This is a genomic window from Deltaproteobacteria bacterium HGW-Deltaproteobacteria-2, assembly GCA_002840505.1.
Lineage (GTDB): Bacteria > Desulfobacterota > Syntrophia > Syntrophales > Smithellaceae > Smithella.
This window is the reverse complement of record PHBC01000009.1, coordinates 60,374-77,050: the sequence shown is the minus strand read 5'-3', so window position 1 is coordinate 77,050 and position 16,677 is coordinate 60,374. Positions and strand designations below refer to the sequence as shown.

General features: G+C 45.6%; 13 protein-coding genes. 2 read left to right on the top strand and 11 right to left on the bottom strand.

Annotation, left to right across the window (positions count from 1 at the left end; genetic code table 11):
- Window positions 1–106: 106 nt before the first annotated feature.
- Entirely contained in the window at window positions 107–646 is a 540-nt protein-coding gene (locus CVU62_14580; protein PKN36546.1) for a hypothetical protein, read from the bottom strand.
- A 195-nt stretch (window positions 647–841) separates the two neighbouring features.
- On the opposite strand from CVU62_14580, the gene CVU62_14575 reads away from it, so the two are divergent.
- A complete protein-coding gene (locus CVU62_14575; GenBank protein ID PKN36545.1) occupies window positions 842–3,316 on the top strand; it encodes a hypothetical protein in 2,475 nt (824 codons plus the stop codon).
- Window positions 3,255–4,247 carry a glycyl-radical enzyme activating protein gene (locus CVU62_14570; GenBank protein PKN36544.1) on the top strand — a complete coding sequence of 331 codons (993 nt, stop codon included), beginning with the start codon at window positions 3,255–3,257 and terminating at the stop codon, window positions 4,245–4,247. Before CVU62_14575 ends, CVU62_14570 begins: the two co-directional genes overlap by 62 nt.
- A gap of 34 nt (window positions 4,248–4,281) precedes the next feature.
- Here the strand turns inward: CVU62_14570 and CVU62_14565 are convergent, their stop codons facing one another.
- From CVU62_14565 to purU, 10 genes are all read right to left on the bottom strand, one after another.
- On the bottom strand, window positions 4,282–6,453 hold the full coding sequence (locus tag CVU62_14565; GenBank protein PKN36543.1) for a hypothetical protein: 2,172 nt from the start codon (window positions 6,451–6,453) through the stop codon (window positions 4,282–4,284).
- A gap of 269 nt (window positions 6,454–6,722) precedes the next feature.
- A complete protein-coding gene (pyk, locus tag CVU62_14560; protein PKN36542.1) occupies window positions 6,723–8,168 on the bottom strand; it encodes a pyruvate kinase in 1,446 nt (481 codons plus the stop codon).
- Between the two features lie 136 nt (window positions 8,169–8,304).
- Window positions 8,305–9,873 carry a hypothetical protein gene (locus CVU62_14555; GenBank protein ID PKN36541.1) on the bottom strand — a complete coding sequence of 523 codons (1,569 nt, stop codon included), beginning with the start codon at window positions 9,871–9,873 and terminating at the stop codon, window positions 8,305–8,307.
- The gene (locus CVU62_14550; protein PKN36540.1) at window positions 9,791–10,720 is read right to left on the bottom strand and encodes a hypothetical protein; all 930 of its coding nucleotides are present in this window, start codon (window positions 10,718–10,720) and stop codon (window positions 9,791–9,793) included. The genes CVU62_14555 and CVU62_14550 overlap by 83 nt, the downstream gene beginning before the upstream one ends.
- Window positions 10,721–11,023: 303 nt before the next feature.
- Complete coding sequence (locus CVU62_14545) at window positions 11,024–11,887, bottom strand: hypothetical protein (GenBank protein ID PKN36539.1); 864 nt, start codon at window positions 11,885–11,887, stop codon at window positions 11,024–11,026.
- 198 nt (window positions 11,888–12,085) lie between these two features.
- Window positions 12,086–12,964, bottom strand: coding sequence for a radical SAM protein (locus CVU62_14540; protein ID PKN36538.1), 879 nt, complete (start codon window positions 12,962–12,964; stop codon window positions 12,086–12,088).
- A 337-nt stretch (window positions 12,965–13,301) separates the two neighbouring features.
- The gene (locus CVU62_14535) at window positions 13,302–14,240 is read right to left on the bottom strand and encodes a hypothetical protein (protein ID PKN36590.1); all 939 of its coding nucleotides are present in this window, start codon (window positions 14,238–14,240) and stop codon (window positions 13,302–13,304) included.
- 15 nt (window positions 14,241–14,255) lie between these two features.
- Window positions 14,256–14,780, bottom strand: a complete 525-nt coding sequence (hpt, locus tag CVU62_14530) for a hypoxanthine phosphoribosyltransferase (GenBank protein ID PKN36537.1) — start codon at window positions 14,778–14,780, stop codon at window positions 14,256–14,258.
- A gap of 80 nt (window positions 14,781–14,860) precedes the next feature.
- On the bottom strand, window positions 14,861–15,676 hold the full coding sequence (locus CVU62_14525; GenBank protein ID PKN36536.1) for a hypothetical protein: 816 nt from the start codon (window positions 15,674–15,676) through the stop codon (window positions 14,861–14,863).
- 37 nt (window positions 15,677–15,713) lie between these two features.
- A complete protein-coding gene (purU, locus tag CVU62_14520) occupies window positions 15,714–16,571 on the bottom strand; it encodes a formyltetrahydrofolate deformylase (GenBank protein ID PKN36535.1) in 858 nt (285 codons plus the stop codon).
- Window positions 16,572–16,677 lie beyond the last annotated feature (106 nt).

Here is a 16,677-nt window from a genome sequence, read left to right as displayed (position 1 = left end):
ACCGATCTTTAACAATTTATTCAAACAAACAGAGGTTATTTGTAGCATCCTGAAAAACTAATTTATTTTATTGCAATGAAAATTAGGCGAAAACACCTATGACCAATCAGCGAATTACCGGAGGCATTTTTTTCATATCTATTTCCGTCACTGAACCTGAACCATCTGCGGAATTACCCCTCACACGATAAAGCATAGCCCGATTCATATCCTGAATGGTCATAAGAAATCCTTCATTACCCATGGTCATAACAACTGTTGAGTTTTTATGATCCTTGAGTTTTCCGCTGATTATCATCGTTCCATCTTTATAACGTTTAACAGAATTAACTTTTACTTCATGAGTAACATCAGGGAATAAATTGAGCGATACGCTATCCCCTTTTGAAGGAGGATGGCCGGTCTGATGTTCCTCTGCTGAAACACGTTTTGGCAGAATATCTCTGGTAAGAACAATCTGGCCTTTCCGGACTTCATATGATTTGAGGGATGCACTGGAGGTTGTTTGCGTTATCCCCTCTTTTTTGGGCCAAACCAGCAATCGACCGGCGCCATATGAAATTGACACTTGTGCAAACAAAGCAAGAGCAATATATATCAATATCCAACATCTATAATTAAGAGTAACTACTTTATAATTACTCATGGTACACCCCCATACGATTATTCATTATCGGAAGTAGTATAGAAAGAACTGTCTTTTATGTCAATGCTATATAAAAATAAGCTTCACGGATTACATATATTTAATTTTAATAATATCAATTGACAAGCAAAAACAGCCCTTCTATACTTCGATTCATCGAGAACGATACCCTATCAAAAGAGGAGGTATGGTCTCATGTCTACATTACAGCAAGTCATGCCGTCCACGACTTCGGAGGCTTTAATCCAGGGAGAAGGTTTTATCGCCCCTACTTCCCGCATAACCGCTATCAAGACTGAACTTCTGTCCACACCATATTCAATCTGTCTGGAAAGGCCGAAGCTTTTGGAGGAATTTTGGAATTCCAAGGAAGGTCGCCTAAGCGCCAAGACAGAGCATCCCCTTGTCCATCGCTCCCTCGCTCTGCAATATATTTTTTCTAAACGTAAACCCCGCATTTACGATGGCGAACTAATTATCGGCAATATGACTTCCAAACGCATTGCCGCCAATTACTACATTGAGGGTGGATCAATCAATATCCTGGAGGATATCACCCATCTGAAAAAGAGAACTATTCCTTTAACGCTGACCGGTATGGAAAAGGCGGAACTTCTGCGCATCGGACTTCAAAACGCCTTCAAAAGCGTAGGAGGGAAGACTCTCCTTAAACCTGCCCGCTTATCTCACTTTCTGGATTTCTTCCGGGCTAAGCGTTATTTCATAACAGAGGAGGCAGGCATCGGTCATCAGGTAGGTAACTACCGGATGGTTGTCCATGAAGGATTGCGCCATCCCTTTGAAGAAGCCAAAAAGAGACTGGAGGAGGGAAAACTTGCCAACGGGTCTCCTTTGGACGCAGACCAAAGGGCATTTTTCCGTTCTGTGATTATTACTATCGATGGCATCAAAAAGATGGCCGAAAATCTGGCAGACGAGGCGGAAAAAATGGCCTCGCAGCCGGAGGTAACTGAAAGCAGAAAGGCCGAGCTTCTGGACTCGGCTATGTCCTGCCGCCGGGTTCCCTTTGAACCGGCCCGGACCTACTCGGAGGGATTGCAGGCCGTTTGGCTTGTTCACGTGGCTTTGAATCTGGAGGACTTCGAACAAGGTCTCTCCTTCGGGCGGCTTGATCAAATACTTTTACCTCTATATCGCAACGATATCGCGCAAGGCAGGTTGACTCTCGAAAAGGCAATAGAGATAACAGCCAGCTTCTGTCTGAAAACCTGTGAGACAATACCGCTCTATTCCGAACGAGTCGACAAGTTCTTTAGCGGAAACGGAGTTGCCCAGGCTTTTACTCTGGGAGGCACTGATGCCGAGGGTAATGACGTAACCAATGAACTATCCGGCCTCATTCTGAACGCCTACGCACAGGTACTGACCCGTGAGCCCGCTGTTCATGTTCGTATCCACCCCGGAACCCCGGATTGGTTTTTCCACAAAAGTGTCGAACTGCTCCAAAAGGGCACCAGCCGACCTTCTTTCTTCGGAGACACGGCCGTCGTAAGAGCGCTGGAGGGAGCAGGCATGACCAAAGCCCACGCCCGGGATTATGCTGTCATTGGTTGTGTGGAAATGGCCAGTCAGGGCCGCACGTACAACTCGTCAGATGCAGCACTCTTCAACCTGCCATTGTGTCTGGAACTGGCTTTGAATGAAGGTGGAAGGTTTCACGGTAGGGCGAGGTTAGAAGGCCCGCGCCGCTTTGGTGCCCCCACGCCGCAGGTTTCCGCACTAAAAACATTTGAAGACGTCCTGACGGCCTTCCGGACTCAGGTTCGCAATGGAATTGACGACATGGTAAAGGTAATCAGCTGGTTAGAGGAAGTTTATCGGAATTTCCGGACAACACCGGTTAATTCAATCCTTACCCAGGGCTGCATGGACAAGGGAATGGACGTGACCTGGGGAGGCGGCCTTTATGATTACACCTCTGTGCAGGCGGCAGGTCTGGCCGATGTGGGCGATTCCCTCTATATCCTGAATAAGGTTGTCTTTGAGGAGAAGCGCTTTAGCCTGGAAGAGTTTGTCCAAATTCTTCGAGACAATTTCCGCGGCCGGGAAGACTTAAGAGTCGAACTTGCCAATAAATACCCCCGTTACGGAAACGGAAATCCAGATGCAGACCACATGACCCAGCTTGCTGCCGATGCTTTTTCCTATGCTCTGTGGGCACATAAGAACACGCGTGGCGGACAGTATGTACCGGGATTTTATTCCATGACCTGCCACGTCGGTTTCGGTAAGGTAACCGGTGCCCTGCCCAACGGACGGAAAAGCGGCACGCGTCTCTCGAATGGCCTTGCTCCGATAGACGGTTCAGACCGTCTTGGTCCCACTGCTGTTCTGCGTTCGGCTGCCTCTCTGGACAGCAGAAAATGGATGAACTGTTATGCTCTGAATCTGAAGTTCGACAAACAAGTAGTGCAGGGAGAGAAGGGACGTAAAGCCCTGGTGAACCTTTTCAAAAATTATTTCGCCCAGGAAGGTATGCAGGTACAAGTTAATATACTCGATCCCGAAACGCTGAAAGCAGCAAAGAAGGATCCTTCTTCATATCCGGGAATTGTCGTGAGAGTGGCTGGTTATTGCGCTTACTTCAATGATCTGCAGCCAGATGTACAGGACGAAATCATCGAGCGGACGACACATGGGATCGGTTGAGCCATTCATCTTTTCCGTCCAGCATTTCTGTCTTCATGATGGTCCCGGCATTAGAAGCCTGGTTTTTTTCAAGGGTTGCCCCTTGCGCTGTCCCTGGTGCCAGAACATCGAATCCTGGAAGCTGGAACCTGAAATTGCCTTCAAAGCTCATCTTTGTATAAACTGCGGCAGGTGTGTAGAAAAATGTCCCGAGCATGCTTTTTCGAAAATTGGAAAAAGAAATGCTCGATTTTGCCGTTACTGCTTTACCTGCACCGACAATTGCCCCTCCGGCGCCATGACGCGCTTAGGTGTCTTGCGGTCTGTGGAAAACATCATGGAAGAATTGCGTCCAGAGTTTTCACTATTTAAGACATCCGGAGGCGGCGTAACTTTCACCGGCGGCGAGCCGACACTCTATCCGGAATTTACCGGCAGATTGGCCAAGGCTCTGCACTCCGAAGGAATTGATGTTGCTCTGGAGACTTGTGGATTATTCAATCTGGAGAAACTAAGACCACTTTTGCAGGATCTGCAGCTGGTGCTTTTTGATATAAAAGTTTTTGATGACGCAAAGCACCGGCGGTTATGCGGTGCGGGAAACATAGAGATTAAGAATAACCTGAAACATCTTGTGGATGATTGGAACAAAAAAATTGGCCCTTTTGTATGGCCGCGCCTTCCTATTGTTCCGGGAATGACTGACGGAAACGATAACATAAAAGGTTGGGCCGGTTTTCTTCGCGAGCTGGGACTATCTTTTCTGACTATAGTGCCCTATCATCCTATGGGAGTTAGCAAACGCAAATGGCTGGGGCTCCCGTCAATGTCTGACATACGCGTTCCTGGCGACGCGGAGCTTAAGTTAATCGAACAGTCGTTCATGGATGAGGGAATCAGTGTGTATAAACCAGGTGAGGAAAATATAAAAGACCATTACAACGGCAATTAAAAAATATTTCCTCTACGGAATTTGTTGCTCTATCTCATGGAAGCTTATAGCCTTTTTCTGTAAATAATTTCAGGCAAGTATCTGCGACAACTTCATCATAAAGAATTCCCTTATTTTTGTTGATCTCTTCAAGGGCAACACCAATACCCAAAGAAGCTCGATAGGGACGATGAGAAGCCATGGCTTCCACGACATCGGCAACGGCCATAATCCGCGCCTCCAGTATAATTTCATCCCCTTTTAGATTATGGGGATAGCCGGAACCATTAATTCGTTCATGATGTTGATAAACAATTTGCGCCAGCGGCCAGGGAGATTCCACATCCTTCAGCATTTCGTATCCAGTCTGAGAGTGTTGTTTGATCAGTAAAAATTCTATGTCTGTTAATTTACTAGGTTTTGTCAGTATCTCCGCCGGGATGGACAATTTCCCGATGTCATGGACGACACCGGCCATGCGGATTCCATCAATTTTATCCTGATCTAATCCCATCTCCGTGCCGATGGCACAGGCCAGATGAGCAACCCGGGACTGATGACCCGCCGTATAGGGATCTCTGGATTCCAAAGCTGAAACTAAAACCTGGATAGTCGTACCAACCGCTTTCTTGAGACTTTCAAGAGTTTGTTTAAGTTTTGCCTCCGCCTGTTTTCGTTCAGTAACATCATGGAGATTAATGATTACACCCTCAATAACTGTATCGTTTACCAGATTGCTTCCGGCAACTTCAAACGTACGCCAACTGCCATCCTTATGATGAAGACGTACTTCATATTGTTGAGCAGAGGCGTTTTTATCATTGGCTAGTTTTTCGTATGCATCAACTAATAAATTCAAATCATCCGTGTGGATAAGATCAAATAAGTTGCTTCCAATTCTTTCCTCAGCCTTAAATCCCAAAGCCCTTTCAATCGCCTGATTCTCATAGGTGATAATCCCTTCCCTATTCACGATAACAATGATATCCGAAGACTGTTCGGCTAAAGTTCGGAACCGATGTTCCTCATAGCGTAATTTTTCCTCCGCCTGTCTACGCTCGGTTATGTCCTCGCCTTCGCCTAGTATAGATAAAGGCTTCCCGTTTTCATCCCGGATGAAACTAAATGAGCATTCCCCCCATAAAGTTTGACCGTTTTTACAGATAAATTCCAGTTCCACTAAACGCCTTGAGGATGATGGTGGAGAAATCGGAAGCGCTTTGGACAGTTGGATTGAAAAATGTTCCATAGCTTTCTTTAAAGATGCTGCGGTGAGAAGTTTATCTAACGGGAGCTGTATAAGCTCATCCAGGTTATATCCCAGTAACTTCTCCATAGATGGGCTTATATATGTCCATTTTAAGTCAAGATCCATAAGCCACACCTGGTCCTTCATGTGGTCTGCCAGAAGACGGTATTTTTCTTCGCTTTGTTTTAACAATTCTTCCGATCGCTTAAGCTCGGTAATGTCTACGATTGCTCCTCGGACACCCACAGGTTTGTCATGAGCGTAAATTAAACTTGAGATTACAATGGCAGGAAATTCAGATCCATCTAACTTCTTTAAAGAATACTCTGTACTGATTACTTTCTCCCCATTTAACAGCCTTTGAATATTATTGCTCGATTTATTAATGGCGCCATTTCTAAGTAGCTGCCATCCTTTAAAACCTTTCTCTAGATCCTTTTCTGTACCTCCAAACATTTCATAAATAGCACGATTGGCAGAAGTAATATTGGATTTAAAATCCATCTCAAAGACCGGAATTGGCAGAAAATCATACAGATCACGATATTTTTTCTCGCTTTCTCTTTTAGCATCCTCCGCCCGCTTTTGATTATTTCTAACTTTTGATTCTTCTCGTTCCCTGGCTATGGCCGGACAGAGACGGGACAATTTACCCTTCATGATGTAATCCTGGGCACCTAAACGCATACACTCTACGGCCACGTCTTCGCCAATAGTTCCGGATACAATAATGAGAGGGATGTCGATATTTGCTTCTTTTAACAAGACTATGGCTGAGGGAGCATCGAATTGCGGCATCTTATAATCGCAAAGAATTATATCCCATTGCTTATCTTGGAGGGCTTTTTTCATGGCCGAAGCGGTTTCAATTCTTTCATACACCGGATCGTAGCCACCTTTTTTAAGTTCACGGATTATAAGAAATTCATCATCCTTCGAATCTTCAACCATTAATACCCGAAGCGATTTATCCTTCATATAGTGGATTCCTGTATGTTGAAGTGATCTGACAGGTTGAATGTTAACCAATAACTGCTACAACCACAGAATGGTCTTTAATCATGGAGAAAGGGAAAATGAGTCACATCTTCTGTATGATAAAATATACAAATAAGTTCTTTTAATGTCAAAGAAAATAATGGCCGTAAAATGTGTGGTTTGATGTCGATGTTTGTTGTCGGGTGTGAATAGTGTTTATTACCGATTGAAATGTTGTTTAAATTGGGTAAATAAGAAAAATGCACAGGTTAGTACGTTTCCACTCTCATCATGTTCGTTGTTCCCTTAGTCCACAGCGGGTGGCCGAGCGTCATGACGACACGATCACCGGACTCAAGCCCCTTCATGGTTTTCAGGAGCGGCTGGATGGATGCCAGCATTTCCGAGAGATGTTTCGCCCTGGGGATAAGCAGGCTCTCCACGCCCCGCAGAAGACCCATGCGCCGGGCGTTTACGATGTCCGTGGTGGCGCCGATAACGGGAATATCCGCTGCCAGCCGGGAGACCAGGCGGGCACTGCCGCCGCCTTCGGTGAAGACTACGATAAGCTTGGCGCCAATCTCCTCCGCAGTGCGGCAGGCTGCGAAGGCAACGGATACATCCGTGCGACCGGAGAGATCCTCCTCCAGGGTATCAGCCAATAAGCCGATGCGGGGTTTGTAGTGCGCATCAGCGTCAGCGGCAATGCTATCCAGGTAGTGCACGGCTTCAAGGGGATGCTTACCCACGGCACTTTCGGCGGAAAGCATCACGGCGTCGGTACCGTCCCAGATAGCATTGGCAACGTCGCTCGCCTCGGCTCGGGTGGGTTGTGGATTCTCGATCATGCTCTCCAGCATCTGGGTAGCGGTGATTACAGGTTTCAAGGCCTGGCGCGCCTTCCGGATAATTTGCTTCTGGAGCGCTGGCACTTTCTCCACGCCGAATTCCACTCCCAGATCTCCCCGCGCCACCATGACACCCCAGCTCACGTGCAAAATCCCTTCCAGATTGTCCAAGGCCTGGGGATGCTCGATCTTGGCGATAATGGTCTGGGGTCCGCCAAGTTCCCTGATATGCAGACTAAGCGCCTCCACGTCGGAAGCACGGCGCACAAAACTTTGAGCGAAGAGATCCACGCCCTTATCCACACCCCAGCGGACGTCTTCAAGGTCCTTGGGAGTCAGGGGATCGAAGGCTACATCCAGTCCAATAGGATGGACGCCCTTGCGTGCTTTCAGCAGACCGCCAACCAAAACTTTCAACAGGATCTGTTGATTGCTTGTTTCCACGACTTCAAGTTTTAATGCGCCATCGTCCAGCACCCATATCTGGCCGATCTTAGCTCCCGTGAACAATTCCGGGTGTGGCAGAGGCGCCGCCCACTGATAACCATTGGGCGCGGGCGTACCGGCTGCGTAGAGGACGCCGATACTGTCCTTCTCCATGATTACCGGCACTTCCAATAAACCTATCCGCCACTTGGGCCCCTGGAGATCCAGAAAAACGGGGATTATTCGTCCCAGCTCATCCGAAATTTTCCTTATAAGTTTAAGGACCGGCGTTCGTTCCTCAGGCTTGCTGTGGCTGGCGTTAAGACGAACCGCGTCAGCGAGTTTCAGGGCTTCCCGAAGGGATCCCTCGTCTTGCAAGGCCGGCCCCATGGTTATTACCAGCTTGGTCTTACGTTTTTTGATAAGAAATTCTTTTTTCATGATCTAAATATATAAAGAAGCATCTTTTATGTCAATGCAATACCGGCCGCAAAATAATGTGGTGTGGTATCGATGTTTGTTATCGGGTATGAATAGTGTCTATTACAGATTGAACTTTCCCTCAGCAATTCCTTACTCAACCATGCCATATTATATCCTTAGTATCCTCATTATCCTTAGTATCCTTAGTATCCTTACTATCCTTACTATCCTTATTATCTTTCGGTGGAACTCTTTTACCTTCTCTGTACATAATATCCAGGTTAACCGTGGCCTTCTCATGTCCTTGTTCCGCCGCCTTGATATACCAACTTAGAGCCTGAGAATAGTCCTGTGGCATAACTATACCTTCCTGATATATACCGCCCAGATTAAATTGGGCATCTGCGTTTCCTTGTTCGGCCGCCTTAAGATACCACTTCACCGCTTCAGCAAAGTCCTGTGCAACACCTTCACCAAAGAAGTATTTCAAACCCAGATTATACTGGGATTCTGCATGTCCCTGCCGGGCTGCCTTACTATACCACTTTACGGCCTCAGCATCGTCCTGCGGGACGCCTTCACCGTTATGGTACATCAAACCCAGATTAAACTGAGCATCGGCAATTCCCTGTTGGGCCGCTTCTAAAAACCATCTTGCAGCCTCGGTATCGTCTCGTGGAATGCCTTGGCCCTTTCGGTACATCACTCCCAGATTATACTGTGCATCGGCAATTCCCTGTTGGGCCGCTTTAATATACCACTTCGTAGCATCGGCATCTTCCTGCGGAATTCCTTTACCTTCTCTGTACATAATATCCAGGTCAACTTTGGCCTTTTCATGTCCTTGTTGGGCCGCCTCAATATACCAATTTAGAGCCTGAGAATAGTCCTGTGGCACAACTATACCTTCCTGATATATACCGCCCAGATTATACTGGGCTTCTGCGTGTCCTTGCTCGGCCGCTTTAAGATACCACTTCACAGCTTCAGCAAAGTCCTGTGCAACACCTTCACCAAAGAAGTATTTCAAACCCAGATTATACTGGGCTTCTGCGTGTCCCTGCCGGGCGGCTTTACCATACCACTTTATGGCCTCAGCATCGTCCTGCGGTACACCTTCACCTTTATGGTACATCAAACCCAGATTGAACTGGGCATCGGCATCTTCCTGTTGGGCCACTGTGAAACACGGCTTTACATCCTCGGCATCTTGCGGCGCAACACTTAAATCGTTAACATGCACTCTGTTAATTTCAACCTGAGTGTCAGTATCCACCTGCTGGGCCGCCGTAAGATTCGACTTATCAACCACCGCATCTTCCTGTGGGACGACCGACCAGTCTGGGTCAACACCACCCAGCGCCACTTGAGCTTTGACATCATCTTGAGGAACGTCTTTATGTTCCTTGTATACCTTAAGCAAATTGGACGGTGCCTCTACCATTCCTTTTAAAGCAGCCTTAAGAAATCCTTTTGCGACCTTTGCATAGCTCTGTTGAGCACCTTTATCGTCTATACTCACGTCGCCCATCTCAACTTGAGCCTCAGTATCCGTCTGCCCTGCCTCTGGAAGATTCGACTTTACAACATCCGCATCCTCCTGTGGAACACATAAACTGTCAACATGCACTTCGCTAATCTCAAGGCACTTCGCTAATCTCAAGTTGGGTTTCAATCTCCGTCTGCGCAGCCACCGGAAGATTCGACTCTGCAACATCCGCATCTTTCCGCGGAACGACTTTGTCTTCTTTTTGTATCTTATCCAGGTTTAACTGTGCCTTTTCATGTCCTTGTTCAGCTGCCTTACGATACCACTTTATCGCCTCAGCATGATACAACAATCCCAGATTGAACTGAGCCTCAGCATCTCCCTGCCGGGCTGCTATAAGATTGACGTTTACCGAATCGGCATTCTCCTGCGAAATACCTAAACCGTTTATGTGCACTTCGCTAATCTTAACTTGATTCTCTGTATCTGCCTGATGATCCGCTTTAAAATATGGTTTTACAGGTTCGGCATCTTCCTGCGGAACGCCTTTGTCTTCTTTGTGCATCTTGTCCAGTATGGTCTGGGCATCGGCATATCCCTGCCGGGCCGCCTTACGATACCACTTTACAGCTTCGGCATCGTCCCGTGGAACACCTATACCATCTTGATACATTTCACCCAGATTGAACTGGGCATTTGCAAGTCCTTGTTCAGCAGCTTCCAAGAACCACCTTGCGGCCTCGGTATCGTCCTGTGGGACACCTTCACCATTATGGCACATCAAGCCCAGATTGAATTGTGCATCTGCGTATCCCTGCCGGGCTGCCTTAAGAAACCATCTTGCGGCCTCGGCATCGTCCTGTGGAACGCCCCTGCCTTCCTGATACATCCAGCCCATATTGAACAGGGCCTTTGCGTATCCTTGTTCTGCGGCATTAAGAAACCATCTTGCAGCCTCATCATCGTCCTGAGGAACACCTTTTCCGTTCAGGTACATCACACCCAGATTGTTCTGGGCAATTGCGTTTCCCTGTTGGGCCGCTTTTAGTATATCTTTCAAAGATGATATGTTTTTTTTCATGTGAATTATTCTCTTGAAAATGTTTGACCTACTTTGGATGATTGTACCATAAGTTAAGTTAGAGTTCAGCAGTTTTTAGTTATTTACGATTGAAATATTATATGAATTTGAAAAATAAAAAAAACAACTGGTCGGAAAGGAAGCGGATTTTTGTCTGAACAAAAAATATGTTTTCAAAACATTGCACATTTCATACCGTATTCAGTAAAATGCCCCGAATACGCCTTGTCGGAAGTGGGGAAAAATAATATACGAAGAAGTCGATTATTTGCTTCTCTTTGTATTCTTATGTATTAATATACATTATAAATTCCAATTGGACGCCTTGTTCCGTATGGCAATTTTTAAATGAAATAATTTCCTCTGGACCTTTGATAAGCCGCGTCTAAAAACAGAAAAAAATCCCTCTTCCAGAGCCCTCCAGGAATCGCCTGCCGGTCTCGCGGCAATGCGTTTCCGGATCTCTTCCTTACCCGCCATACCCCACCAGTGGTACACCGCCGCCACCGGCGATGGTCCTTTTTGCCGAACCCAATTCCACTCATCACGTAGCAAGGTGAAAGCACCGGGATTCCGGCGCCACAGGTAAGCAAGAATAGACTGGTCGTAGTGTGAGATAGGTATATTGCGGCGATCCAGCCAACTCCAGTTCCTGCACAGTTCCGCCCACTCCAACACCGTCGCAGAACCGTGACGTACCACCAGCACGCCAGACTGTATGGGATCGAAAGCGCCCGGTACGTCTCGCGCCACACCAATCTCTGCCGATGTTTCATCGAACGCTGCTTCCAGCGATTTGAGTACTTCACAGTCCGGATCAAGCCACATACTTTCGGCATAGGAACTGCGGATCAATCCTATGGGCTTGAACAGTTCGGCGAAATTTAATCGAATCCCGGGATATACGATCTCGCCCCGCTCGCCGCACCAGGCACGCCCCTTCCGGCTCATACCCATGTCGACAAACACCACCGGCAATTGACTGTGGCGCCGGAGAATGGAATACCACCATGGAAGCATCCATTCTTGCAGGACATCGCATCCGGTAACTACGCAACGACCTTCATGGCGGAGTTCTTCCCACTGCAACAAATTTTTTCCCGTATTTTCGCCGCCCATCACTGCAATCTTTTTTTCAGACATTTTTTTAATAAATATTCTTTGCACTCATTTTAGAAGAAAAAAGGTGCCTCTCAATTATAAGCTATTTTAATACCAAATTGCGTTCAAAGGATAACGAGGCGGCTAGGAGGAGGCGACGAGGCATATTATGCATACGTTGAGGACCCGGCATACGCCGGGCAAGATGCCGACAATCCCGATAAATCGGGACCAACAAAGTTAGCCGAAGAACGAGGTTTGGTATTACAGCCCCCTTAGATGATCAGGGCGGAGCATATTCTCATCCCTGTTTTCCAAAACAGCGTCAACCAAAGCTATCATTTTTTGTTTGTCTTTCTGAAGCGTACCGGTAACAGGAAGGTAGTTGGAGGCATGAGTGCCGATAAACTTCATATTATCGGCGGTAATGTTCTCAAATATCTGTTTCATCTCTTCCAGAGTTTCAAAGGGATCCAGTAATTTAAACTTACCCCGTTCTAACTGACTATATAATACAGTTCCGGGAACAGGTGTCACCGTAAGCGCCGCCAGATACTGCGGTTTCATTTCATTGCATATTTTTGCCGTAGCCAGGGCGTGCCGTCGTGAAACCTCGCCCTTCCCTGCCAGCCCCAGGAGTACCATGGCGGAGAGATTAATTCCGGCCGCGACCAGATTTTGTCCGGCCTTAAGCATCTGGTCAGAATCAACTCCTTTTTTCACTTTCATCAGAAGTTCGTCATCACCAGTTTCCACGCCAAGATAAGCCTTGGTCAGACCGGCATTTCGAAGTGCATTTAATTCTTCTATGGATTTGGACAAGGTGCTTTGTGGTCCGACGTAGCTTCCCACATGGCGCAGGGATGGGAATGTTTGATAAAGTTTTTTAAGTATTGCCAGAAGAGTATCCGTTTCCAGAGCAATCGCATCGCCATCACAAAGAAAAACTTTTTCCAAATTGCCATAGGAATCTTTGGCCATGGCGATGTCTTCCGTAATTTCGGGAAGACTTCGCTTTCTGTATTTTTTGTCTTTGTACATGCCACAGAAAGTGCATTGATTATGGGAACAGCCGATAGTACATTGCAGAAGATAACTGTTGGCTTCGCTAAACGGCCGGAATATATTTCCTTCGTATCTCAATTATTTACCCCTCATGTTAAAATAATTTAATTTATATACCATTCGATTTGAAATTGCCGCCTACTGGCGTCAATTCCCGCTAAGGTATAGGTCAATTTTCATTGTGCTCCCTTCGGTTGCACACACGGTCAAAGGATAACGAGGCAGCTAGGAGGAGGCAACGAGACATACATACGTTGAGGAAGCCAACGCCCCCGGCCTGCGCCGGGGCAGGCTGTGCCAATAAAGTTAACCGAAGACCGGAAGCACGCATCCCGTAGGGAGCGCATAAACAGCAAGAAATTCCTTCCTTGCCGGCACTTGCCACTTGTAAAGTGGGAAGTACAATCGCATTGGTCTACTCTGAGAGGAGGCGTTCCGCACCCACCGTCACAACCGTTGACTTAATTACTCCTGCCGGCTCGTGAGTAAAAACAACCATGAAAGGTATCTGTCCGTTGGGCATAATTTTATCGTTAGAATTATTAAGACCCTCCTGGCGGGAAAGTTTTAATAAAATTTCCTCTTCTGATAAATTTGTAAGCTCCTCATCAGTCATTATATTGCCCGCATAACTGGTATGTTCGCCTAAAACCACAGAATAAGCGTCAAGGATATCGCCCTTTATCAATATCCGCGAAATAGGATATTCCGCCCTATTTACAGCAGTTCCTTCTACAACACCGATCGGTCCTAAAATATAATTGTTTACCACTCTATGCCGTACGTCCTGAAGTCTTACCATCTGTGGAACAGCAATTTCCGGACGAGTCGGCTCTGAAAGGCCGATATATACTAAAACATTGTTAATAATCTGTTCACCGGATTGCGGAAAGACAAAGAATATTGCGGCGGAAATTATCAGGATAACAAAAATAGACCCAACGGCTAATTTCCAGTTTTTTCCGGAACTTGTTGAAGATAATACTTCTCTTGGTTTAACTTCTTCATTTTTTATGCTGATGCTTTCTTCCGGTCTTTTTTCTATATCCAAATTTATTTCTTCATCTAATTCTTTTTTTGTTCTCATGGCTTTATCAAGAGAATGCACGCCGTTTGCATCCCGATAGACAAAGTGTTGGGATTCCATTGATAAATCATCGCCCTTTTTGGCCGATTTGGACTCTTCCGCAGATTTAACCGGTTCTGACGGTAAATCTTTCTCCGGCTTCATTAGAGCATTTTCCTGAAAATAAACATGTCCACAGCGGCTGCACCGGAGCCACACACCGGTGCCATGCATCAAATTATCATCAAATCTAAATTTTGTCCGGCATTGCCTACACTGAATTATCATTCCCTCTCCTCTTGTTCACTGCTCAATTATATAAACGTCAGGGAAAAAACGGAACTGTTCATCGAAATCCAATCCATAACCTACCACAAATCCGTCATCAATGGTGAAACCGACATAGTCAGCTTCAAAGGATACTTTTCTTCTCTTTCGCTTATCTAAGAAAACGCAAATTTTCAGCGAATGAGGACTTCTTTCTTTAAGCCAATTAACAAGATATTGCAGCGTTAGACCACTGTCAACAATGTCTTCGACAATCAAAATATCCCGGCCTTTAATTGAAGTTTCAATATCTTTTGTCATCACTACTTTACCTGAACTTTCAGAACCTGCGCCATAACTCGCTACTCTGACAAAATCGACCTTACAAGGAACGCTGATCTCCCGAACTAAATCAGCCATAAAAACGAACGCGCCCTTAAGAATACCGATCACGACTAATTCACGTCCGGCGTAATCTTGTGATATTTGAGAAGCTATTTCTCTTACCCGTTTTTGAATTTCATCACGGGAGAAAAGAATTTGTTTTGATATTTGATTCATTGAATCCCCTTAAATAAACATCAATTGATAAAGGATTGGGCTTACACTAGCTAAAGTTATCGCGGTATGTCAATATAAAATTACCCTTCTCTCTTATACGTGGAAATGAAATTTTCAATATTCGACCAGATCATCATTTCCGCCTCATCAATTTCCTCATTATTTTTAAATGAGGAAGACAGACTCAAAAAAATAGCATTAAGCGGCGATACTTCCCGGCCAAACTTTGCGTAGTCAATATAGCTGATCATGTATTGCGATCCGTCAAAATAATATTTACCTAACCGGTTTGTTTCCAGCGACCGAAACGGCCAGGTAAGTTTCCAGTTAAAATATTCCAGCGCAATATCTTTTAAAGATACATTATCGAATTCTTCCGGTTTAAGTTCCCCGCCGATTCTATCGGCAATTAAACGAAAATACTGGGTAACCAGATCAATATCGGTCACAACGAGACCGTAAAGGTACCAATCATCAATTATTTTTATCAGGATTTTAGATTGAGACTGCGGAATAAAATGATGGCTGGGACAAAAATGACCGGCGCAAAGTTCCTGTCCGTAAAACGAACAGGCTCGTAAATCGATGCCGGAATTTTGCTCCGGATGTAAAAGACAGCCCACTTTTTTTTCTTCGTTGTCGAGAAAACCAAGGTATTCGCAGCAATAAATTACTTCATATCTCTTTTTAAAATCTTCGGCAGCAAATGTTTCTTGGGCGTATAGCGCAACATCGCCCGGATTTTTTACAAGTTTTTGGAAACGCTTGGTCCGCAAACGCAACCGCTGCTCAAGAGACGAGCGGGAACTGTCCACATAATTATACAGGCCGCAGCAGGCGCCACAGGATTTGCATTCATCCGGTTGGCAAAGGATGATAAATTTTGAATCAGACATTTTTTATTTACCTGGTATCTTGCAAGGTGAACCGGAATCACTCAAACACAATAGTTTTTGATCCATAAACCAGTATTCTATTTTCCAGATGCAAACGCAAAGCACGCGCCAGCACAATTCTTTCCAAATCCTTACTCTTTCTCTGAATAGCATCAACAGCGTCACGGTGACTGATCTTGATCACGTCCTGAGCGATAATGGGTCCTTCGTCCAGTTGCGCCGTCACATAATGGCCGGTTGCTCCGATAATTTTCACACCTCGGTTATAGGCCTGCTGATAAGGATTGCCTCCGGCAAACGCAGGCAAAAATGAATGATGAATATTGATTATCTTATTAGGATAATATTTAAGGAAATTTCCGCTGAGAACCTGCATGTAACGCGCTAAAACAACCAGATCAATATTCATCTCCCTCATCAGCTTCAATTCTTTAGCTTCCTGTTTTTTCTTGTTCTTATCCGTGATGGGGAAATGGAAAAATTTCAGTCCGAATTGTTCCACCAGATCGCGGGCATCTGTATGATTACTGATTACCGCTTCAACGTCAGACGCCAACTCTCCCATATGCCGGCGCAAAATAAGATCATGCAGGCAATGGAGATGTTTAGAGACAAAAATCGCCGTCCGCGGCATATAATCCGTAAAATGCAAATCCCATTTCATTTTAAATTGTCTAGCCAAAGGCGCAAAAGCAGCAGAAATTTCATCACGGCCAAGAGCGAATCCGTTGAGTTCCCATTCGATCCGCATAAAGAAAAGTTTGTCTGTTTTGGATGTATATTGATCGGCATGGACAATATTGCCATTGCGACGAAAAATAAAATCGGAAATTTTGGCGACAATCCCCTTGCTGTCGGCGCAAGACAAAAGTAAAATGGCATTGACATCGCTCATAAAACAGTTTCACCTTCGTTGATTTTTACAACGTGTTATGTATAAAAGGATTAGAGTTGCAGGTCAAGCTTAAAAATGTTAATACCAAGCCGCATTATCATTTGAT

Coding starts and splice junctions, on each gene's coding strand:
- CVU62_14580 (PKN36546.1), bottom strand. CDS start 646: ATGAGTAATTATAAAGTAGTTACTCTTAATTATAGATGTTGGATATTG.
- CVU62_14575 (PKN36545.1), top strand. CDS start 842: ATGTCTACATTACAGCAAGTCATGCCGTCCACGACTTCGGAGGCTTTA.
- CVU62_14570 (PKN36544.1), top strand. CDS start 3,255: ATGATCTGCAGCCAGATGTACAGGACGAAATCATCGAGCGGACGACAC.
- CVU62_14565 (PKN36543.1), bottom strand. CDS start 6,453: ATGAAGGATAAATCGCTTCGGGTATTAATGGTTGAAGATTCGAAGGAT.
- pyk (PKN36542.1), bottom strand. CDS start 8,168: ATGAAAAAAGAATTTCTTATCAAAAAACGTAAGACCAAGCTGGTAATA.
- CVU62_14555 (PKN36541.1), bottom strand. CDS start 9,873: ATGCGGATGTTGCAGAGTCGAATCTTCCGGTGGCTGCGCAGACGGAGA.
- CVU62_14550 (PKN36540.1), bottom strand. CDS start 10,720: ATGAAAAAAAACATATCATCTTTGAAAGATATACTAAAAGCGGCCCAA.
- CVU62_14535 (PKN36590.1), bottom strand. CDS start 14,240: ATGATAATTCAGTGTAGGCAATGCCGGACAAAATTTAGATTTGATGAT.
- hpt (PKN36537.1), bottom strand. CDS start 14,780: ATGAATCAAATATCAAAACAAATTCTTTTCTCCCGTGATGAAATTCAA.
- CVU62_14525 (PKN36536.1), bottom strand. CDS start 15,676: ATGTCTGATTCAAAATTTATCATCCTTTGCCAACCGGATGAATGCAAA.
- purU (PKN36535.1), bottom strand. CDS start 16,571: ATGAGCGATGTCAATGCCATTTTACTTTTGTCTTGCGCCGACAGCAAG.